Annotated in this window: 17 protein-coding genes; 8 read left to right on the top strand and 9 right to left on the bottom strand. The window is 69.7% G+C overall.

All coding sequences use genetic code 11. The annotated features are described in order from the left end of the window. Positions 1-244: 244 nt before the first annotated feature. Genes ykgO through rpmG form a run of 3 tightly spaced genes read right to left on the bottom strand, consistent with a single transcriptional unit; the run spans position 245 to position 876 of the window. On the bottom strand, positions 245-367 hold the full coding sequence (gene ykgO, locus RV986_RS49950) for a type B 50S ribosomal protein L36 (protein ID WP_385676707.1): 123 nt from the start codon (positions 365-367) through the stop codon (positions 245-247). A gap of 36 nt (positions 368-403) precedes the next feature. Then, complete coding sequence (locus tag RV986_RS49945) at positions 404-664, bottom strand: type B 50S ribosomal protein L31 (RefSeq protein ID WP_475923739.1); 261 nt, start codon at positions 662-664, stop codon at positions 404-406. Positions 665-711: 47 nt separating this feature from the next. Then, positions 712-876 carry a 50S ribosomal protein L33 gene (rpmG, locus tag RV986_RS49940; RefSeq protein WP_475923738.1) on the bottom strand — a complete coding sequence of 55 codons (165 nt, stop codon included), beginning with the start codon at positions 874-876 and terminating at the stop codon, positions 712-714. A 455-nt stretch (positions 877-1331) separates the two neighbouring features. Between rpmG and RV986_RS49935 the strand changes: the two genes are divergently transcribed. Together RV986_RS49935 and RV986_RS49930 are read left to right on the top strand one after the other, a co-directional pair. After that, positions 1332-3452: a DUF1996 domain-containing protein gene (locus RV986_RS49935; protein ID WP_475923737.1), complete on the top strand. Its 2121-nt coding sequence runs from the start codon at positions 1332-1334 to the stop codon at positions 3450-3452. 137 nt (positions 3453-3589) lie between these two features. Next, positions 3590-3850, top strand: coding sequence for a hypothetical protein (locus RV986_RS49930; protein WP_475923736.1), 261 nt, complete (start codon positions 3590-3592; stop codon positions 3848-3850). Between the two features lie 135 nt (positions 3851-3985). On the opposite strand, the gene RV986_RS49925 is transcribed toward RV986_RS49930, so the two are convergent. Beyond that, entirely contained in the window at positions 3986-7360 is a 3375-nt protein-coding gene (locus RV986_RS49925) for a pyruvate carboxylase (RefSeq protein ID WP_475924698.1), read from the bottom strand. 910 nt (positions 7361-8270) lie between these two features. Here RV986_RS49925 and RV986_RS49920 point away from each other — a divergent pair. Continuing rightward, the gene (locus RV986_RS49920; protein WP_475923735.1) at positions 8271-8903 is read left to right on the top strand and encodes a BlaI/MecI/CopY family transcriptional regulator; all 633 of its coding nucleotides are present in this window, start codon (positions 8271-8273) and stop codon (positions 8901-8903) included. A 518-nt stretch (positions 8904-9421) separates the two neighbouring features. On the opposite strand, the gene RV986_RS49915 is transcribed toward RV986_RS49920, so the two are convergent. Then, entirely contained in the window at positions 9422-9940 is a 519-nt protein-coding gene (locus RV986_RS49915) for a hypothetical protein (protein WP_475923734.1), read from the bottom strand. Positions 9941-10204: 264 nt separating this feature from the next. On the opposite strand from RV986_RS49915, the gene RV986_RS49910 reads away from it, so the two are divergent. Continuing rightward, positions 10205-10876 carry a beta-glucanase gene (locus tag RV986_RS49910; RefSeq protein ID WP_475923733.1) on the top strand — a complete coding sequence of 224 codons (672 nt, stop codon included), beginning with the start codon at positions 10205-10207 and terminating at the stop codon, positions 10874-10876. Between the two features lie 100 nt (positions 10877-10976). Here RV986_RS49910 and RV986_RS49905 read toward each other — a convergent pair whose 3' ends face one another. Together RV986_RS49905 and RV986_RS49900 are read right to left on the bottom strand one after the other, a co-directional pair. Next, entirely contained in the window at positions 10977-11555 is a 579-nt protein-coding gene (locus RV986_RS49905; protein WP_475923732.1) for an ester cyclase, read from the bottom strand. Positions 11556-11647: 92 nt separating this feature from the next. Then, positions 11648-12679 (bottom strand): medium chain dehydrogenase/reductase family protein, encoded by a 1032-nt coding sequence (locus RV986_RS49900; protein WP_475923731.1) that lies wholly within the window; start codon positions 12677-12679, stop codon positions 11648-11650. A gap of 151 nt (positions 12680-12830) precedes the next feature. On the opposite strand from RV986_RS49900, the gene RV986_RS49895 reads away from it, so the two are divergent. The 3 genes from RV986_RS49895 to RV986_RS49885 all read left to right on the top strand — a co-directional run bounded on the left by RV986_RS49895 (position 12831) and on the right by RV986_RS49885 (position 15953). Further along, a complete protein-coding gene (locus tag RV986_RS49895; protein ID WP_475923730.1) occupies positions 12831-13478 on the top strand; it encodes a TetR/AcrR family transcriptional regulator in 648 nt (215 codons plus the stop codon). Positions 13479-13922: 444 nt separating this feature from the next. Beyond that, positions 13923-15044, top strand: a complete 1122-nt coding sequence (locus tag RV986_RS49890; protein ID WP_475924697.1) for a PP2C family protein-serine/threonine phosphatase — start codon at positions 13923-13925, stop codon at positions 15042-15044. Positions 15045-15188: 144 nt separating this feature from the next. Beyond that, on the top strand, positions 15189-15953 hold the full coding sequence (locus RV986_RS49885; RefSeq protein ID WP_475923729.1) for an SAM-dependent methyltransferase: 765 nt from the start codon (positions 15189-15191) through the stop codon (positions 15951-15953). A gap of 56 nt (positions 15954-16009) precedes the next feature. Here RV986_RS49885 and kstD read toward each other — a convergent pair whose 3' ends face one another. Together kstD and RV986_RS49875 are read right to left on the bottom strand one after the other, a co-directional pair. Next, a complete protein-coding gene (gene kstD / locus RV986_RS49880; RefSeq protein ID WP_475923728.1) occupies positions 16010-17836 on the bottom strand; it encodes a 3-oxosteroid 1-dehydrogenase in 1827 nt (608 codons plus the stop codon). A gap of 356 nt (positions 17837-18192) precedes the next feature. Beyond that, on the bottom strand, positions 18193-18948 hold the full coding sequence (locus tag RV986_RS49875) for an SDR family NAD(P)-dependent oxidoreductase (RefSeq protein ID WP_475923727.1): 756 nt from the start codon (positions 18946-18948) through the stop codon (positions 18193-18195). Between the two features lie 493 nt (positions 18949-19441). Here RV986_RS49875 and RV986_RS49870 point away from each other — a divergent pair, with 493 nt between their 5' ends. Further along, positions 19442-21343, top strand: a complete 1902-nt coding sequence (locus tag RV986_RS49870; protein WP_475923726.1) for an AMP-dependent synthetase/ligase — start codon at positions 19442-19444, stop codon at positions 21341-21343. Positions 21344-21488: the final 145 nt, after the last annotated feature.

The following is a 21488-nucleotide window of genomic DNA, read 5'->3' as shown; positions in this document are numbered from 1 at the left end:
TCGGACATGAGCGCGAGAGAACTTCTTTTCGACTGCTGCCGACCTCATCGAGTACCAACCTCATCGAGCAGGAGAGGGGTCCGTAGACGCTCACTCGATGCGGGCGGCGGAGATCGGTCGAGCGCCGGCCCATGTCCTCGACCACGAGGCGGTGTCGCTCCGTACAGGCGGACGGGCCCGGTCCACGCACCTGTGGCGTGAACCGGGCCCGTCCGCTCCTGCTACCTCTGCCCCGGATCTGCGGTCAGCCCTGGCGGGCCTTGAAGCGCGGGTTCTTCCTGTTCACGACGAACACCACGCCACGCCGACGGACCACCTGGGCCCCGGGCTTGGACTTCAGCGAACGCAAGGACTTGCGCACCTTCATGACTCTGCTCTCCTCCTGCTGGGCGCCGGGCCTCGGTCAGCCCCGAGTCGAGGCCGCACGGCCGTAGCGGCGCTCGAAGCGCTCCACGCGACCGGCACTGTCCACGACCCGGGAGGTCCCGGTGTAGAACGGATGGCTCGCCGACGAGACCTCGACATCGATCAGCGGGTAGGTACTGCCGTCCTCCCACTCGATCGTCTTGGACGAGTCCGCGGTCGAACGGGTCAGAAACGCGACATCCGCAGCCCGGTCACGGAAGACGACCGGCCGGGATTCGGGGTGAATACGAGACCTCATGGGATTTCCTTCCTTACGACTGCCCGCCCGGTGACACCGGGCACGACTCAGCGTTCCTCCCGGAACGGAACGTGCTCCCCCGCCACCGGGTCGTACTTGCGCAGTACCAGCCGGTCGGGATCGTTTCGACGGTTCTTGCGCGTCACGTAGGTGACGCCGGTCCCGGCGGTCGACTTCAGCGTGACCACGGGACGTGCACTGCTGCGTGCCATGAGGTCCTCCTTCCGCCCACATCACGAGATCTTGACTCGCGCATGTCAGCTGTGTGGTGTAACAGCGACCCTGGCCGCAGCATTCCCGCCATGCCGGGGCGTCCGGCTCTCGTTGCGGTTTGTACTACGGTTTGTACTGCTGCTTGTGTTGCAGTTTGTCTTGCAGTTTGTACCGCGTCGAGGCTGGCGCGGCGCGTCTGTGCGGATGCGGCTGCGGTGCCGGGCGCGTACGCAGGTGACGGTTCCGGCCCGGTTCCGCCGCCGGAAGCACCCGTAGACCGCTGGGCGGATTTGGGCCGGAGAGCGAGCTCACGCGGCCCTGAAGCTGTGATCGACCGGAGCTCCGATATGAGGCTGCTGTGAATTTGTGAGGCGCTTGAACGCGGCCGGGCTCAACTGCGTATAGGGCGGGGGATTTCCATGCCTGCCCTGGCACGAGGCGTAGGAGTACACACGTGAGACGCAACACACGCAGACGCCCAACGGGTGCACGGCGTGCGACTTTTGCCGCAGCCGCACTGATACTGGGCGGAGGAGGGCTGGTAGCGGTGAACGTCTACGCGTCAGCCACCGAAGGCGGCTCGGGCGATACGCCCGGCGGTAACGAGGCCTGGGCCTCGGGAGCCGCCACGATCGACTGCCCGGACGTGGGCAGCCGACTCACGGAGGTGCCGCAACAAGCGAAGGCGGAAGTCGACAAGGAACTCGCTCTCCTCGACCAGCAGATCTCCGAAGCGTATGCGCGGCTGACCTCGGCGCAGCAGGCGCAGGCGCAGGACGCGAACTTCGTCGAGAACTCGGTTCTCGGCCCGCTCAAAGAGAAGCGGGGCGCGGTCATCGACCGCATCGGGATCGACTTCAAGAACGCGGGTGCCCAGGAACCGGATTCGCTCGACGGTCTCGACACCTGCACCGCTGTCCCCGCCAACCAGGGCCAGAACGGCGCCGACGGCCAGAACGACAACGGCCAGCAGCAGAACGGCAATGGCAACGGCAACGGTGACCAGAACAACGGCCAGCAGGGCGGCAACGCGAACGGCGCCGGCGGTCCCGTAGCCGCGGACTTCGTGGACATCACCTCGGTCCAGCCGAACGTGCAGCAGAAGCCGAGCGACAGCGGCAACGCCTCGACCGGCACGTTCACCAGTTCGTGTGGTGTGAACGCCAACAAGAAGTTCAACACCGACAACGTGATCGTCGCACCCGGCGTCTCCAACGGCGCCCACCACCTGCACGACTACGTCGGCAACCAGTCGAACGACGCGTTCGCCAGCAACGACGATTTCGCCAACGCCGAGACCACGTGCCAGAACCAGGGCGACAAGTCCACGTACTACTGGCCGGTGCTCCGACTGCAGGACGGTACGCAGGAGTTCGACGCCGACAAGAACGGTGGTGGTCTTGAGGGCAACGTCGGGAAGGTTCTGCAGGCCAAGCAGGCGCAGATCGAGTTCGTCGGGAACCCGCAGAGCAAGGTCGTCGAGATGCCGACGTTCCTGCGCATCATCACCGGTGACGCCAAGGCATTCACCAACGGTCCGGCGAACGCCAACGCCCACTGGAGCTGCACCGGCTTCGAGGACAAGGTGCAGCTGACGGACAAGTACCCGATCTGTCCCCAGGGCAGCAGCGTGACACGGACGTTCGCCTTCCAGAGCTGCTGGGACGGTCAGAACATCGACAGCGCCAACCACCGCACCCACGTGGCCTTCGCCGGCGCCGACGGCAACTGCTCAGGCGGCTTCAAGGCGATTCCGCAGCTGACGATGCGGCTGGTCTACGACGTTCCGCAGCCGACCATCGAGAACGGTCAGGTGAAGAACCCGTACGCCGTGGACGGGTTCCCCGAGCAGGTGCACAAGGCGATCACCGACCACGACGACTTCATCAACGTCTTCGACGCATCCCTCATGCGGGAGATGGTGGACTGCATCAACACCGGCCGCCAGTGCGGCGACGGCGCCGATGACGGTGCTGGTGACGGTGGCGGTGCTGGTGGCGGTGCCGACGACGGTAACGGCGGTGCGGACGACGGTAACGGCGGCGGCGGTGGCAACGGCGGCGGTGCAGGTGAGCCGTCGCAGGACGAGCCGACGGCGAGTCCCAGTGCCTCGTCCGGTGGCGACGAAGCGACGGAACCCGGCACCCCCGCGGATACGCAGACTCCGCAGCCCCCGGCCAGTACGCAGGGCACCGAACCGGCGGGCGGCGGCGCGGCCACCGGCGACGGTTACGTCGTACCCAAGGCGGACACGTCGCCCTCGGCGGCGGGAAGCGACGCGGCCGCCGCACCGCAGGGTGACACGGACGACGCCCTCGGCAGCGAAGCGACGCACCGCGCGCAGACGCCGGCCGCGGGCGGGGACGCTTCGTCCGCTCAGGCGACGGCACAGCCCACGTCGCAGGAACAGGCGCAGGGACAGGAACAGGCGCAGGGACAGTCACAGACCCAACCGCAAGCCGTCACGGGCGATCTGGCCGACACCGGTACGAACCTGTGGCCGGCCACGGCCGGAGGGGTTCTCGTGATAGCGGGCCTGGTGCTCCTGCGTCGTATCAGGCGCGGCACCATGTGACACCGCGCCCGGACGCCTCACGCACATGACGCCGCTCGTACCCGCACACCGCGGGTACGAGCGGCGCCGTCATGGGCGGTCGTTCGCAAAGCCGCGCTCCATGGCAGCCCGAGGCCCACGGCTGACAGACTCCGACCATGAGTCCCGAGTCCCGCGGTGTGTCCGGCACTTCCTGGCTGGGCAACCCGACAGACGCCCGCCCGCTGTTCGGTCCGGAACCGGGGACCCTGCTGGACACCTTGCGTGGCCTGCGGCCCGCCGACTGGAGCGCGGGCGGATACCGGCGTGCCTTCACGCCCGGAGAGACGCTGGAGTCGTTCATCCACCGCACCGACCAGGAATGGGGTGTCCATCGTCCGCTGATGACACCTGGCTCGTCAGCGGACAGAGCCCCCTGACCGACAACCGGGCGCGGTCGCCCATCTCCGCATGGGTGCGATCAGGGGCCAGGCCGTAGCGGCTGGCGCCCGGCCCGGCCCCGCCCCCCGTTCACCGTTGGGGGCGGGGCCGGGTCTCGTCCCCGTCAAGCGGGCTCAGCCCACCTCGATGAGCAGGTCACCGCCTTCCACCTGCTGAATGCGGTTGATGGCGAGCCTGGTGACCCGGCCGGCCTTCGGGGCGGTGATGGAGGCCTCCATCTTCATCGCCTCGATGGTGGCCACGGTCGCACCGGCCTCGACCTCGTCACCCTCGGCGACCGCGAGCGTCACCACACCGGCGAACGGCGCCGCCACATGCCCGGGGTTGGTCCGGTCGGCCTTCTCGGTCACCGGTACGTCGGATGCCGCGGCGTTGTCCCGGACCTGGATCGGCCGCATCTGGCCGTTCAGGGAGGACATCACGGTGCGCATGCCGCGTTCGTCCGCCTCACCGATGGCCTGGAGCTCGATGAGGAGCCGCACGCCGGGTTCAAGGTCGACGGCGTACTCCTTGGCGGGCCGCAGTCCGTAGAAGAAGTCCTTGCTGTCCAGCACGCTGGTGTCGCCGTATGCCTGGCGGTGGGCCTCGAAGTCGCGTGTCGGGCCGGGGAACAGCAGCCGGTTGAGTGTCGAGCGCCGGGTCTTCTCCAGGCCCGTACGGTCCTCGGTGGTCAGCTCCTGCACGGGCTTGGCCTCTGTACGGCCTTGGAGCGCCTTGGTACGGAAGGGCTCCGGCCAGCCGCCGGGCGGGGTGCCCAGTTCGCCGCGCAGGAAGCCGATGACGGAGTCGGGGATGTCGAACCTGTCCGGTGTCGCCTCGAAGTCCTCCGGTGCCACCCCGGCGCCGACCAGGTGCAGGGCGAGGTCACCGACGACCTTGGAGGAGGGGGTGACCTTGACCAGATGCCCCAGGATGCGGTCGGCGGCGGCGTACATGGCCTCGATCTCCTCGAAGCGGTCGCCGAGACCGAGGGCGACCGCCTGGGTGCGCAGGTTGGACAGCTGGCCGCCCGGGATCTCGTGGTGGTAGACACGTCCGGTCGGCGAGGCCAGGCCCGCCTCGAAGGGCGCGTAGATCCTGCGGACGCTCTCCCAGTACGGCTCCAGGTCACCGACGGCCCCCAGGTCCAGGCCGGTGGGACGGTCGGAGTAGTCGGTGGCGGCGACGATCGCCGACAGCGACGGCTGGGAGGTGGTGCCCGCCATGGAGGCGACCGCCCCGTCCACCGCGTCGGCGCCGGCCTGGATCGCGGCGAGGTAGGTGGCGAGCTGGCCGCCCGCGGTGTCGTGGGTGTGCAGATGCACGGGCAGGTCGAACTCGCGGCGCAGCGCCGACACGAGGGTGGCCGCGGCGGGTGCCCGCAGCAGCCCGGCCATGTCCTTGACGGCCAGGACGTGCGCTCCGGCGGCCACGATCTGCTCGGCGAGGCGGAGGTAGTAGTCCAGGGTGTACAGCCGTTCCGACGGGTCGGACAGGTCGGAGGTGTAGCACAGGGCGACCTCGGCGATCGCCGTGCCGGTTTCCCGTACGGCCTCGATGGCCGGCCGCATCTGGCCCACGTCGTTGAGCGCGTCGAAGATCCGGAAGATGTCGATGCCGGTCGCCGCGGCCTCCTGGACGAAGGCGTCGGTCACCTCGGTCGGGTAGGGGGTGTAGCCGACGGTGTTACGGCCGCGCAGCAGCATCTGCAGGCAGATGTTGGGCACGGCCTCGCGCAGGGCGGCCAGGCGCTCCCAGGGGTCCTCGGCGAGGAAGCGCAGAGCGACGTCGTAGGTGGCGCCGCCCCAGCATTCCAGGGACAGCAGCTCGGGCAGGGTGCGGGCCACGACCGGGGCGACGGCGAGGAGGTCCTTGGTGCGTACCCGGGTGGCGAGCAGGGACTGGTGGGCGTCGCGGAAGGTGGTGTCGGTGACGCCGATGGTCGGCGACTGGCGCAGTCGGCGGGCGAACTCTTCCGGGCCGAGCTCCACGAGGCGCTGCCGGGAACCCGCGGGCGGCTCGCCGGCGGGCCCCGGCGACAGCTTGGTGACCGGGTCGATCAGCGCGGGGCGTTCGCCGTGGGGCTTGTTCACGGTGACATCGGCGAGGTAGGTGAGCAGCTTGGTGCCGCGGTCGGCGGAGTGGCGGGCGGTGAGCAGGTGCGGCCGCTGTTCGATGAACGACGTCGTGACCCGCCCGGCCTGGAAGTCGGGGTCGTCCAGCACGGCTTGGAGGAACGGGATGTTCGTGGCGACGCCGCGGATGCGGAACTCGGCCAGGGCACGCCGGGCCCGGCCGGTCGCGGCTTTGAAGTCCCGGCCCCGGCAGGTGAGTTTGACGAGCATCGAGTCGAAGTGCGCGCTGATCTCCGTACCGGCGTGGGTGGTGCCGCCGTCCAGGCGGATGCCCGAGCCGCCCGGCGAGCGGTAGGCGCTGATACGGCCGGTGTCGGGGCGGAAGCCGTTGGCCGGATCCTCGGTGGTGATACGGCACTGCAGAGCGGCACCGCGCAGGGTGACCGTCTCCTGGGAGAGTCCGAGATCCGCCAGCGACTCGCCCGCGGCGATGCGCAGCTGGGCCTGCACCAGGTCGACGTCGGTGACCTCCTCGGTCACCGTGTGCTCCACCTGGATGCGCGGGTTCATCTCGATGAAGACGTGGTTGCCGTCCCGGTCGAGGAGGAACTCCACGGTGCCCGCGTTGCGGTAGCCGATCTCACGGGCGAAGCGCACCGCGTCGGCGCACATCCGGTCCCGTAGCGCCGGATCGAGGTTGGGCGCGGGCGCCAGCTCGATCACCTTCTGGTGGCGGCGCTGCACCGAGCAGTCACGCTCGAACAGGTGGATGACGTTGCCCTGCTCGTCGGCGAGGATCTGCACCTCGATGTGGCGCGGATCGATGACAGCCTTCTCCAGGAAGACGGTGGGGTCACCGAACGCCGACGCCGCCTCGCGGGAGGCCGCCTCGATGGACTCGCGCAGCGTGGCCGGGTCCTCGACCCGTCGCATGCCGCGCCCTCCGCCGCCTGCGACGGCCTTGACGAACACGGGGAAACCGACGTCCTCGGCGGCACGGACGAGTTCGTCGACATCGGTGGAGGGCGCCGAGGAGCCGAGTACCGGCACGCCGGCCGCCCTCGCGGCCGCCACCGCGCGGGCCTTGTTCCCCGTCAGTTCAAGCGTGGCGGCATCCGGTCCGACGAACGTGATGCCCGCCTGCTCGCAGGCGCGCGCCAGCTCCGGATTCTCGGACAGGAAGCCGTAGCCCGGGTAGACGGCGTCCGCACCCGCCCGGCGCGCGGCGCGGACGATCTCCTCCACGGAGAGATAGGCCCGTACGGGGTGCCCGGGCTCTCCGATCTCGTAGGCCTCGTCGGCCTTCAGCCGGTGCAGCGAGTTGCGGTCCTCGTGAGGGAAGACGGCCACGGTTCGCGCGCCCAGTTCATAGCCAGCGCGGAATGCGCGAATCGCAATCTCGCCGCGGTTGGCGACCAGCACCTTGCGGAACATCCTGGATCCCTTCGGCCTGCCGGTGACGAGGACCATGCTGTCGGCGACACCGCTGTCACGCCATGTGAACCGGGCCACTTCCGCCGATGTGTTTCTTCGAACACGGTGACATCCGCTGAGCGGTCCGGGGCGAGAGTACGTTGTCCGCCGCGCGTGGCGCCCCCTGCCTGCGCTCTTTGTCTGTGCTCTTTGTCTGTGCTCTTTCCGGAAGTCCGGGCAGGCCCTGCGGGGGACGCGGAGGCGAAGGAGGCAGCACCCCGGAGTGGCGGCGTGGGACTCACAGGGCACACCTTCCTCGTCACTACCGCCATAGGCAGCAGTGACCGCGCTCCCGACTGCCGCGCCACCGGTGCTCCTGCCCGACGGCAGGTGTTTCAGGGCCGGTTGACGGCGCGGCGGCCCCCTGCCCGGCAACCTGGAGGCGATCGCCAGGGCCCTGCGTCCTGCGTACGAGCAGGCAGTCCGCGGACATCGAGCACGGGTGCGGTGGCCGTACTCCTGATCGCATTCCTGGCATGAGTCTTCTCGACCGGCTGGTGACATCTCACTCACTCGCTCCCCGGCAGTACCAGTGGGATGCCGACGAAGTCACCTGAGACCTGTCTCCCCAGGTCAGATGGGCTGTACGGCAGTTCGTAAGTGACCGCGCACCAGTCAACTCATGCGTCACATGCCCCCATGTCCGTCAGCCGCTCACCCCGGAAAGAGAGAACGAGACATCACTCGACAGGAACATCCGGTTCTTCTCGTGCGTACTATCTCTAGAATGCCGCAGGCTGCGGCAGTTGTTCCCGTAGTTGTGTCCTGCGGGTGATCCGGTCATCTCAGACGGGACACCCACTTCCATCCGTTCGCGTACAGGGTTCCGACTTTCACAGTCGTACCCGCGGACCGTAGAAAGGCCCATGTCATGTCTGAAACCAAAGCTCAGGCCACAGAGCTGACGTCGCAGTACATCGCCCAGGTGACGAGCGACCTTGAGCGCAATGCCAAGGAGCAGGAACGCATCAGTGCGGAGATCGAAGCCCTGCAGGAGCAGTTGGGTGCCCTGCAGCACGACCACGGCGTGCTCGTGAACATGCAGCAGGCTCTCGGCACCGTGGGCCCCGTCGTCGAGGCGGACACCACCACGGCCGCACCGTCCGTGCCTCACCAGGCCTCCCCCGAGCCCAAGCAGAGCAAGCCCAAGAAGGCGGCGGTCGCCGCGAGCTCGAAGAAGACGGCGTCCAAGAAGCCCGCCGCCGAGGCCGCACCCGTGAAGGTGTCCGACAAGACGGCCGCCAAGCCGACCCTCGTCGACCTGATCCGCGGCCACCTGGAGAAGCAGAGCGAACCGCGCTCCGCCGCCGAGATCGCCACCGCGCTCACGCAGGCCCACCCCGACCGCAGCGTGAAGACCACGGTTGTGCGCACCACCCTCGAAGGACTGGTGGCCAAGAGCCACGCTCAGCGCAGCAAGCAGGGCACGTCCGTCTTCTACACCGCGGCGGCCACCTCGGAGTCCGCTGCGCCCGAGCCGCAGCAGGAGGCTGCGGCCGGCTGAGCATCCGCGGGAGAAGGTGTTGGTGTGTTGGCTGACGCCGACCGGGGCGGCCGGGAGGGTGTGCGGGCCCTACGGATTCGTCTTCTTCGTCGGTGAAGTGACTCAGGTGCTGCACGGGTCGGCGATGCACAGCTCAAGCCTCCGGTCACGGCGGATGGCTGCGAACACACCAGCGGTATGACTGTGTCCCGGGCTCGGCCACCCACCGTTGCCCGGTACAGCAGGAGACCCAGGCCGTCCGGTGAGGCGGACGTCCGCGTCGAGGAGATCGCCCGCCGGGCATGGGTCGGAGTCGGAGTCGGCATGTTCCACCGCCGCTTCGAGACCCGAGAGGGCATCATCGAGGCCGTCTGCGGTCAGCGGGTGCAGGACCTGTGTGACGTCCGCGCCATGGGCGGCATCTGTGCCTCACATGACCAGCCCGGCCGGGACGCCGGAGCTCAAACGGTGGTGCGCCTCCCGTCCGACGGACTCCGCCACGGCGCCGTCGCCCCGCACCGAACGGCCTTGCCCGGCGTTCACGGCCCGTCGGGGTTGATGGCCGTTCGCTGTGCCGCGTCCACCGCGATGGTCCGCAGGAGTTCGGTGGCGACTTCTGCGACCTGAGGGCCTGCGGAGCCGGCCAGTTCCTTGAAGACCGCTTGTCCGGCCTTTACCGCCTGCTGCGATGCCGCTTCCCATCCCACCTGCTCCGCGTAGTTGCCGGCGCACTTGGCAGAGGCCGCTTCTGCTGCGGCGCTCCACTGGCGTCCGTTGAAGACTCCGAGCAGGAGTGCGAGCACGTCGGCCTTGCCTGCCACGTCGGGGGCGCCTGCCAGCTCGATCAGGAACGGGACCGTGGGCGCGGTCGCCTCCTGGACGACGAAGCCGAGTTCGAGGATGAGATCTGCGAGTTCGTCCACCGCTGTACTCGCTGTTTCCTCGTCGGCCCACGCCGCCTTGGCCAGCAGAGCGGGAATTGCGCGGGCTGTCGCTCCCCTGGCGGCTCCCAAGTCGCCCCACCGGACGCGTTGCAGGCCCTTGAGAACGGTCCCCATGTCGTCGCGCCCGCCTTCGTAGATGTCGACGATGCCAAGCCTGTCAAAGAAACAGGTCGCGGGCTCCGGCCGACCGGACCCCCGCCACCCAAAGATGACCTTCTCCCGCTTTCGGCGACAAGTCGACGGAGGCGACGTGCAGGCTCACACCCGGTTCACTCCGAAGAGTTGTTTCCCGGCCGGTCGACGCGAGCGGCGCATGTGCCTCCACGCGCGGGGGAGAACACATGCCGTACGCGAAAGCCCTCGGCAAGGAGCCCGCGCGTGTCCGACGTCGTGTTCACCGCGAATTTCACCTCGCCGCGGCAGTGGGTCGCAGGGCATTCCTGGGCCTATCCCGACGGCGGCCCCGTCAACCCGGACGACGACAAGCTCGACCACCTGGTCGACGACCCCCACTACTGCCGCACAGGCACGTTCCGCGCCACCCGGCGGCCGGACGGCCTGTGGAACGCGGGCCTCGTGACGACCGAAGGCAGTGACGACGGCTTCCTCGTACGTACGGGCGATGTGCTGGAGACCCGGGTGAGACTTCCCGTGACGACCGGGGCCTGGCCGGCCATCTGGACGTGGCGGGACGGAGACCAGGAGATCGACGTCTTCGAGTACCACCCCGACAATCCCGACCTGCTGGAACTCAACAACCACGTGCGCGGGGGCCACCGGTACTACCGTGACGAAGCAGTCCAGCCGGGTGCCTGGCTGGACCTGCGCGTCGAGTTCGGTGCCCAATCCGTCGTGTGGTGGGTGAACGGCACCCGCGCATACGCCGACCGGCGCGGCGTGGGAAGGGGCTGGCACGCCTACCTCATCGTCAACCTGTCGGTCTGCGCCGGGCGTTACCACCCGCCTCCCGTCGAAGGCGTCTCCGAGATGTCGTTCCAGGTGACACGGCTGGTGGTCCGCAGACCTGGCATTGTCGACGGCGACCTCTAAGGTCTCCGTACGACTGACCGCGGCACTTTGCCCCTGCGGCACGCCGTCGGCCTCCTCGCACCTGGGGCGGAGGAGGCCGGCGATGGCTCGGGGGCGCGGTTCAGAGCACCTTGAGCTGGGTGAGCAACAGCAGGGTGTCGGTGTTGACCCAGTACTCCACGAACTTGCCGTTCCGCATACGGAGTGTGTCGGTCCCGGTGAAGGTGACCACGGTCCCCGGCTCGGCTCTGGCACCGGGGAAACCGCCGGCATAGGTGCCGGTGGCCGTCCAGCGCAAGGATGCGTGGTGGCCGTCGACCAGAGGGGCGACCTCCGTGGTGAAGCGGAGGTCCGGGAACGCCGCGCGGGTCTGGCCGATCCAGGCCACCAGGCCGTCGACGCCTCGGATGGAGCTGCCGTCACCGCCGTCCATGAGGGCGGCGTGGACCCGGAAGTCGGAAGAGATGATGCCGGACGCCTGGGCGAAATCGCCGTTCCAGAGCCGGAGCCATGCGTCGAGCATCCCCTTCGGCTTCTTCGCGGCCCCCTGGTGGTCCTGGGCGGCGACCGTCCGATCGGCCGCGGTGGCGGGTGAGGTGTCCGCGGCGGTGGTCATGGCGGCGAAGGCCAGGGCTGCGATCGCCGCGGGAACGAGCAGCCGCGCCCGGTGGCGCCTCGTGGTGGTGTGGATGGCCGTCATGGCAGTTCCTCGCGTCTCGGGTAGGGGCCTGGCAGTGGGGAGAAGAGCGTGCGTGCGTTCAGCGGCTGCGGCTGCGGCTGCGGAAGGACGTGCTAGGGGTTCACTACGACCTTTCCGGCGACGGTGCCGGATTCGGCCAGCCGCAGAGCGTCCGCGATGCGGGTGAGCGGCAGTTGGGCGGCGATCTGAGCCTTGACGTCACCGCGCTGCAGGGCCGCGAAGACCTGGGTGAGGTCGGCGTTCAACCGGGCCCGGAACCGGTCCTTGGCCAGGGCCCGCCCGGCCCAGACGTTGAAGAAATAGGCGCGGCGGCGGTTGGGCAGCGCGTTCCACAGCCACACCCGGCCCAGCAGCTTGAACACGGGCCACTGCTTGGACCCCTCGTCGTCCCGGGTGGAGGCACTTCCGTACGAGACGAGCGTGCCGCCGGGCGCGAGGAGGTGCCAGGAGTCGATCGCGCTGCGCCCGCCGATGTGGTCGAAGACGGCGTCCACCCCGCCGGGTGCGAGTTCGCGGACCCGCACGGCGACGTCCTCGGTGCGGTAGTCGACGGGTGTCACGCCCTGTTCCCGCAGGGCGTCGTGGTGGCGGGCGGACGCGGTGCCGATCACCTTCACACCCGCGGCCCGGGCGAGCTGGACCAGGACCGAGCCGACGCCACCGTTGGCGCCGTGCACGAGGACGGTCTGCCCCGCGCGGACCCGTGCCCTGCGGTGCAGCATCTGCCAGGCGGTGATGCCGTTGACCACCACGGTCTCGGCCTCCGCCGCGCCGATCCCGTCGGGCACCGGCACCACGTCCGCCGCGTCGACGAGCACGTGGCTGGCCCAGCCGCCGACCTTGAGCAACGCGGCCACCCGGGTGCCGACCAGGCCCGGCCTGACCCCCTCGCCGGTCGCGAGGACCGTGCCGACCAGGTCATAGCCGGGCACGAACGGGAACGCGGGCTGGTCGTAGTACCGGCCGCGGCGCATCTGCTGTTCGGCGAAGGAGACCCCGGTCGCCTCCATCCGGATCACGACCTGGCCGGGACCCGCGGCGGGGACGGCTCCGTGCCGGATCTCCAGCCCTTCCGGCTCCACCTTGCCCGGCAGTACGACCTCGACGAGTCCTTCGGCGTTCATGACGACCTCCACTGCGTCCCGTGTGAGTTACTCGCTTTCACGTTCGTTATAAGTTGTAACGCAATGCGGGAGGAGCCGTCAAGAGCTCTCGTGATAGCCTCTAACTAAATCTTGAGCCTGTATCATCGTCGGTGCGGAGAGGTGGCAGACCATGACGGAACCGGGGACGAAGACCCCGCGCGAGCGCTATCGCGCCCAGGTGCGTGCGGAGATCAAGGAACGCGCGTGGGGACAGATCGCCACGGCGGGAGCGTCCGCGCTGTCGCTCAACGCGATCGCCAAGCAGATGGGCATGAGCGGACCCGCGCTGTACCGGTACTTCGCCAGCCGCGACGAGCTGATCACCGAGCTCATCCGGGACGCGTACAAAAGCCTTGCCGACACGTTCCGGACGGCCTCCGGGTCCGGCGCCGACGTGGTCGCGCTGGCACATGCCATACGCGGATGGGCCCTGGACGACCCCCACCGCTACTTCCTCGTCTACGGCACACCCGTCCCCGGCTACCACGCGCCCGACGACATCACCGCGATCGCCTCCGAGATCATGACGACCCTGCTCGACGCCTGCGCCACGCTGCCCCAGGGCAGCCCCGCGACGCCGTTCGACGCGCACCTCGAAGACCACCGGCAGTGGGCGGAGGGCCACCCCGCCACACCCGAGATCCTCCACCGGGCGTTGACCTCCTGGACGCGGCTGCACGGCGTCCTGTCCCTGGAACTCGCCGGCCACTTCAACGGGATGGGCTTCGACCCCGCCCTGATGTTCGCAGCCGAACTGGACGACCTGCTGGCGCGCTGACCACGCGCCACCCCCTGCCGGGGCCGGTCACCACACCCGCGCGCACCGCTTCGGGCTCCCCCGCCGCATGTGGCCCAGTCCTCGTCGGGCGCCCTCGTGGCAGGGTGCGCCGCCGTCACACGCTCCGGTCCTTGACATGCCGCCGAGTGGACCAATGCCTGCCACGCCGTGTCGGGGCGCAGCAGGCTGGGCGTCTTGCTGGACTGGAATCGTGTCCGAGGAGTTCCGTGTGTACAGGCTGCATCAAGCGAGCCGTCAGCCGTGTCGTCCGCTCGCAGGCCCAGCCCCGGTGCAGCCGCCCGCCTCGCCGGCGTCCGTGATCCCGCCGCCCCTCGCGCAGCGCCGCGGGACGCTGTGAGGTGGCCGCGCCGCGCCGCGGAGTCGGGCCGCCGCGTGCCGCAGCCGGGCGGCGCAGGCCGCCCACTGCCGGCACCGGCCACGTGGATGCGCTGGCTGCCCGTCTTCTACGTCGCGGCTGTCCTGCTGCTCGAACCCCTCACGCCGGTGGAGTGGCCGGTGAGCTTCCTGCTGATCGCTCTGCCGCTGGTGGCCGCCTTCGCCCACGGCCCCGTCGTCGTCGCCGGAGTCACCCTGTTCGCCATCGCCTTCCAAGGGGTCCTGGCCGGCACTCCGTGTTGTGCGGGGCGCTCCGTCGGCTACCTGTGGGACCGGCACTACGTGGCCGCCTATTTCTGCACCGCCCTGGTCGGCACCCTGGGAACCATCCTGGCTGTCAGCCGGATCCGCCGGGACCGCATGCTCGCCACCGTGCGCTTCGTGGCCGAGATCGCCCAACGCGTCCTGCTCAGGCCACTCCCTCACCGCATCGGCGACATCTTGGTGGAGAGCTTCTACCTCTCCGCCGCCGCGGAGGCACACGTCGGAGGCGACCTCTACGAGGCCGTACCCACCACGCACGGGGTCCGGCTTCTGATCGGCGACGTCCGTGGCAAGGGCCTTCTCGCCGTGGAGACCGCCGCCACCCTGCTCGGCGCCTTCCGCGAAGCCGCCCACGACGAACCCGACCTCGCCGCACTGGCGAGCCGGGTGGAGACCAGCGTGACCCGGCGGGCCGCGGATCTCCCCGGGAGCGACATGGGTGAGCGCTTCGTCACCGCGGTCTTCGCGGAGATCGTGGCCCCCGACCGTGTCGTCCGGATCGTCAACTGCGGCCATCCACCGCCCTTGCTCATCGGCCCCGCCGAAGTCACCGAACTGGAAACGGACCAGTCCTCTCCGCCGCTCAACCTCGGCGTGCTCGTCGGGGAGCCATATCACGTAGACGAACTTTCCTTTCGCCCCGGCGACCAACTCCTGCTGTACACGGACGGCGTCACCGAGACACGCGCCCACGACGGCACCTTCTATCCCCTTCTCCAGCGCGTCCGCTCCTGGGGCCTCCTCCCGCCCCGGGAACTCCTCGACCGTCTCCATCACGATCTCCTCGAATACAGCGACAACCGTCTGCACGACGACACAGCCGCTCTCATCGCCTGTCACGACCCCGAAGAGCCCTCCGTACCCACCGCCGCCGACCCGCACTCCCGTCCCCCGGAGGGCGGGTGAGTACGGCGACCGCGGGGGCTGTCCGCACCCGTGCCGCCGCCGAAGGCACCGGGTACCGGCACCGGGCAACTGGCACCCGGCACCCGATGGAGCTGGGAAAAACCCCTGCGCATCCCCGCCGGGCCGGATCTAGAGTTCCGCCACATGGATGACACGCTTGCTCCGCCGCGCCTGACCCGGCTCACCTTTCACGGTCCCCTCTCCGAGGCCCGAGCCACGCGGATCACGAACAGACTCGCTCAAGCGGGCCCGGCGACGGTCCTCGACATCGGCTCCGGCTGGGGGGAACTCATGCTGCGCATCCTCCAGGCGACGCCCGGTGCGTCGGGTATCGGCATCGACCTCAGCGAAGAGGACCTTGCTCGCGGACGTGAGAACGCCGCCGCCCGCGCCCTGGCTCACCGTGTGCGCTTTCTCCAGGAGTCCGGGGTCGATACGGCACATGGGCCCGCCGATCTCGTGGTGTGCCTCGGAGCCAGCCATGCGCTCAGCGACGTACCACCACCCGGCCACACCTCCGCCGCGCTGCACGCGCTACGACGGCTGGTCGCTCCAGCGGGGCGCGTCCTGCTCGGCGAGGCCTTCTGGCAGCGCCCTCCCACCTCCGCCGAACTGGCCGTCATGTGGCCCGACGCCTCCGCCGACGAGTTCCACGATCTGGCCGGGCTCGTCGACCTCGCCGTCGACGCCGGGTTCCGTCCCGCCTGGATCGAGACGGCCAACAACGATGAATGGGAGGAATTCGAGTCCGGCTACCAGGCCGACGTGGAGGAGTGGCTGGCCGCCCACGGCGACCATCCGCGGGCCGAAGAGACGCGGCAGCGCGTGGAGCGCCATCGGGCCGGCTGGCTGAGGGGCTACCGACAAGTCATGGGGATGGCCTACCTCACGCTGGTTCCTGTCGGCTGAGGTCTCGCCGAGCGGTCCGGTAGCTCTCGCCGAACGGACCGGTGGTTGCGAATCCCTCAGGCTCCCGCGCCGGCCGCGATGTCCCGCGCCGCGATGTACCCGAACGTCATCGCCGGCCCGATCGTCGAACCCGCTCCCGCGTAACTGTGGCCCATGACCGCCGCGCTGGCGTTTCCGGCGGCGTACAGGCCGGGAATGACGGATCCGTCCGGGCGCAGTACACGCGCCCGGGCGTCCGTGCGCAGGCCGCCCTTGGTGCCCAGGTCGCCGGGGACGATCTTGAAGGCGTAGAAGGGGGCGAGCCACAGAGGCGCCAGGCATGAATTGGGGAGGATCGCGGGGTCGGTGTAGTAGTGGTCGTAGACGCTGTCGCCGCGGTGGAAGTCGGTGTCGTTGCCGTTCAGGGCAAGGCTGTTGAAGCGGTTGACGGTGGAGCGCAGGGCGGCGGCGGGCACGCCGATCCGAGCCGCGAGGGCGTCGAGGGTCCATGCCTTGTGGGCGGCGCCGGACGTGTACCACGTGTCGGGGAACGTGAAGGTCGGCAGCACGTCCTTGAAGAGGTAGCGGTTGCGGTAGTTCTGGTCGACGATCAGCCAGGCCGGGATGTCGGGCGCGCTCGTGTCACGGTCGTACATGATGTGCACGACGTCGCTGTAGGGGGCCGCTTCGTCGACGAAGCGCGCTCCGGCGGCGTTGACGAGGAGTCCGCCGGGCAGAGTGCGTTCGGCGAGGCAGAAGTAGGGCTGGTCGGGCAGCGGGATCGCCGGTCCCCACCAGGCGTCGTCCATCAGGTCGAGCGCCGCGCCGGCCCGCTGCCCCGCCTGGATCCCGTCACCGGTGTTCTCCTTGGCGCCGACCGTCCATTCGGTGCCGATGGGCTGCCGCTGGTACTGGTCGCGCATGGCCGCGTTGTGCTCGAAGCCGCCGGAGCCGACGATCACGCCGTGCCGGGCCCTGACCAGGCCCGGTGTGCCGTTCTTGATGACCACGGCTCCTGTGGCGGTGCCGTTCTCCAGGTACAGGTCGGACAGCGGGGTGTTCAGCCACACCGGCACCTGGGCCGCGAGCAGACCGGCGCGCAGCCCTGCCGCCAGCGACTGACCCATGGTGAGGGGCTTCTGGCCGAGGAGCGCCGCCTGGGTGCCGCGGGCCAGGCATGTGGTGGCGACGGCGGCTCCCTTCACGCTGACCGCCGCGAGCGTGAGCCACTTGTAGTCGGCGCTGAAGACGACCATGCCGCTCGGGACGGTCATGTACGACGGGTTCAGATGGGCGAGTTCGGCGCCGAGGATGTTTCCGTCGAGCTGGTCGGGTTCGACGGAGCGGCCGCCGGGCAGTCCGCCGGGGAGCTCGGGGTAGTAGTCGCTGTAGCCCTCCATCCAGCGGAAACGGAGCGGGCTGTTCGCCATCACGAAGGAGATCATGGCGGGGCCGTGGCCGAGGAAGGCCTGCTGACGTGCGGTGGAGACGTCGGGCCCGACCACCGCCGCGAGGTAGGTGGCGGCCTTCGCCGGGGTGTCCGGCACTCCCGCGGCGAGGATCACCGGGTTGTTCGGGATCCAGATGCCCGCACCGGAGCGCGCCGCCGAGCCCCCGAACGTGGCTGCCTTCTCCACGACGACACAGCTCAGGCCCTGTTTCGCGGCCGTCAGCGCGGCGGTCATCCCCGCCGCTCCGGAACCGATCACCACGACGTCGTACGTGCCGAGCAGGGGCAGGTCGGCCGCGTCGGCGGCTCCCGGAAGTCCGGCCGCGAGCACGAGGCCGGCCCCCGTCGCCGCACCGAGCACCCGACGCCGCGAGGGGCCGGACCCGGAGGAGGGCGCGGTGGGGTGTGCGGGAGAGGATTCGGTACGTCTCGCAGGATCCGCGCTAGTGGACATGGCAGGGCGCTCCAGCAGGGCGAAGGAATGGGAGAGCGTGCTGTGCCCCGGGAAGCGACCGGCCTGCGGCGTCCCGGTTCTGATGCGGAGTCAGGAATGTCGCGCGGGGGTCTTGTGAAGTCAAGGGGTACGCCGAGCAGCCGGCGGTCGCCATGACGGGCGGGTCCCGCGGACGACCGGTCGACGTGGGCGTCAGGAGCTCTGGCTGAAGCCGCTGCCCGAGCCGGCTCGCATCGCCTACTCATGGACTCCGTGTCGACCGCCGGTCGCCGTGCTCCGCGTCAACCAACGGTCCACGCACTCCGCGTCGCCCCCGCGCAGGCATACTCCGCCCCGACGGCGTCGACCCGCGCGTTCTAGTGTCGGCTCCCCGCCCGCGCGGACAAGTGGGCGGTGAGGCGGCGCGGCAGCAGTCGGCCGAGCCCGGCGAGCGCCTTGTACCGCACGTCCGGCACGCTCACCGGGACACCTCTGCGGAAGTCGCGGATCGCGGCGTCGACGAGCTCGTCGGCCTCCAGCCACAGGGACTCGGGGATGCCGGACGTGTCCATCTGCGACCGTTCGTGGAACTCGGTGCGCACCCAGCCGGGGCACAGTGCCATCACATGGGCACCGCTGCCGCTCACCTCCTGGCGGACGCTCTCGCTGAAGGTGACCACCCACGCCTTGGACGCGCTGTACGTTCCGCGTGGGAAGAACGCCGCGACCGAGGCGACGTTCACGACGCCCCCGCGTCCCCGCATCACCATGCCGGGCAGCGCGGCACGCGTCAGACGCAGCACGGCTTCGCAGTGCACCCGGAGCATCGCCAGTTCGTCGGGGAGCTCGGTGGCGAGAAAGTCACCGCGCTGGCCGAATCCGGCATTGTTGACCAGCAGGTCGACGCCGCGGCCGGCCCGTTGCTCCGCCGCGGCGAGGCCGTCCTCGGTGGTGAGATCGGCGGCGAGGATCTCCACCTCGACCCCGTGGACGGCTCGGTACTCCTCGGCGGCCCGCGTGAGGCGCGCGACGTCGCGGGCGAGCAGGATCAGATCGAAGCCGTCGGCGGCCAGTCGCCGCGTGAACGCCGCTCCGATTCCCGCCGTCGCTCCGGTGACCAGGGCTGTGGGCATGATCCGGAGCATAGCGAGGGGACGGCATCGGTGGGGTGCCCGTCACGAAGTACCTGCCGGAGGTGATGCGGTCGCAGCGCGACGGGCCCGAACTACGGTCGGGTCGGCCGCTACTTCGACGAGGACGCGGCCTCCCCTCTCGCGCTCGCCGCCGCGGTCGCGGAGACGGAGGTCGCGCCGCCCGCCCCGGTCGGGTCCGCCACCACCCGACACGATCCGTCCACGTACCCGGGAGCGGGCGCGGCTCTCGGCCGCGTCACCCTGGGCGGCGACTTCTCGGCGCTCCGGCGAGTGCGACCGGGACGGCAGCGCGCGTACGACGTCCTGGTGACCGGGGGCCGAAGCAGGGAGTACATCCGCCGACCGTAATCTCATCGGTAGGCGAACTGAGGCCTGAATCCTGCACAGTTGTCGTCAGTCTGGGCTAGATTCGGGAATCCTCGGCACCGTCGCCTCTAGGTGAGGTCATGTTGAGGAGAATTCTGGAGCGGCGATGCACGCGTTCGACATTCCTCCGTCGGTTACGACAGTGATGCAGGGGGGACTCGCCGACAGTCTCTTCGAGACGGCACGCCGTGAGCCGGACCTTCCGCAGATCGCGCGCCGCGCCGACGGCCCCGCGGGCGGCTGGGTCTTCGTGACCGCGGCCGAGCTGTGGGAAGAAGTGGTGGACCTGGCCCGCGGGCTGGTCGTGTCCGGTATCCGTCCGGGAAACCGGGTGGCCGTCATGGCGCGCACGCGCTACGAGTGGACCGTACTCAGCTACGCGCTGTGGACGGTGGGCGCCGAGGTCGTGCCGATCTATCCGACCTCGTCGCACGAGCAGGTCGCGTGGATCCTCCAGGACGCGGGCTGTGTCGCCGTGGTCGTCGAGGACGAGCAGGGCATCATGACGGTCGGCTCGGCGTGCGCGTCGCTCCCGTCGCTGCGCCACGTCTGGCAGCTGGACACCGGGGCCCTGACGCAGCTGGCCGAGCGGGGCCGGGCGATCCCTACGACGACCGTCGACTCGCTGCGCCGTATCGTGCTGCCCGACTCGACCGCGGTCGTCGCCTACACCTCCGGCACGACGGGGCACCCCAAGGGCTGCGCCCTGTCCCACCACAGCCTGGCCAGCCCCTGCGACACCATCCTCGAAGGGTGGAGACACACGGCCGCTCCCCCCGGTGAGCAGCCCGCCATCCTCGCCTTCCTGCCTTTCTCGCACGTGTACGGCCTGATGGTCCAGGGGCTGTGTCTGCGGGGCGGCATCGTGATGGGCCACGAGCCCGATCTGAGCGAGCGGTCACTCTCCGAGGCCCTCCGCTCCTTCCGTCCCACCTTCCTCTACGCCGTGCCGTTCGTCTTCGAGAAGATCTACAAGAACTTCCTGCGCGCGGCGCAACGGTCGGGCCGTGGTGCCCTGTTCGAGCGTGCCGCCCAGACCGCACGGGACTTCGCCGCTGCCACCGAACGCCAGCGACTCGGCACGGGTACCGGACCCGGTTTCGACCTGCGCCTGCAGCACGCCCTCTACGAGAAGACCGTCTACCGGAAGCTGCGGGCCACCCTGGGGGGAAGAGTGCGCGGCGCGGCGTCGGGCGGCTCCCCGCTCAACCGTGAACTCGCCCTCTTCTACGCGGGCATCGGGATCCTCGTCCACGACGGATACGGGCTCACCGAGACGAGCGGCGGCATCACCGCCCAGCCCGTGGGGCGGGAGAAGTTCGGAACCGTCGGACGCGCCCTGCCCGGCACGGACATCCGGGTGGCCGACGACGGGGAGATCATGGTGTGGGGCCCCTCGGTGTTCCAGGGGTACGTCAACGACCCCCCGGCCACGTATGCCGCGTTCCGGGACGGCTGGCTGGCGACGGGCGACATCGGTCGCCTCGACGCCGAGGGGTATCTGACCATCACCGGCCACAAGAAGGACATCATCATCACGAGCGGCGGCAAGAGCGTTGCTCCCGCCCCCCTCGAAGACCGTCTGCGGGTCCATCCGTTGATCCATCAAGCGGTGATCGTGGGGGACGACCGGCCTTGTGTGGGCGCCCTGATCACCCTGGATCCCGAGTTCCTCGCGCATTGGCGCGGGGCCTGGTCCAAGGGTGACGCGCCGGCCCGGGACGCGCGGGAGGAGAACGAGCTGCGGGAGGAGGTCAGACGGGCCGTCGCCGCGGCCAACACCACCGTGTCCCGCTCGGATTCCATCCAGGTGTTCCGCGTCCTTCCGGAACCCTTCGACCTGACCAACGGCCTTCTGACCCCGTCGATGAAGTTGCGCAGGGACGCCATCTCACGGCGCTTCGCCGCCGAGATCGACGCGATGTACCAGACGTCGTCGAGGGTCCCTCGCGAGTACACGCTGAACGAACCGTCGATCTGGGACGATTCGGACAACGTATTCCGCTGACCGGACACCACACCCCGGACACCAGACCCTGGGCACCACGGTCCGCACGCCACGGTCCGGCGAGAGGCACCGCGTCCGCGCCTCCCTTGGTCGGGAAATGGCCGATTGGCGTACGCCGGTGCCGTGTTGCCGTCGCGTTAAGACC

Source organism: Streptomyces sp. RLA012 (assembly GCF_056270325.1).
The sequence above is the reverse complement of the archived record's forward strand: the minus strand, read 5'-3'. Positions and strand labels throughout refer to the sequence as shown.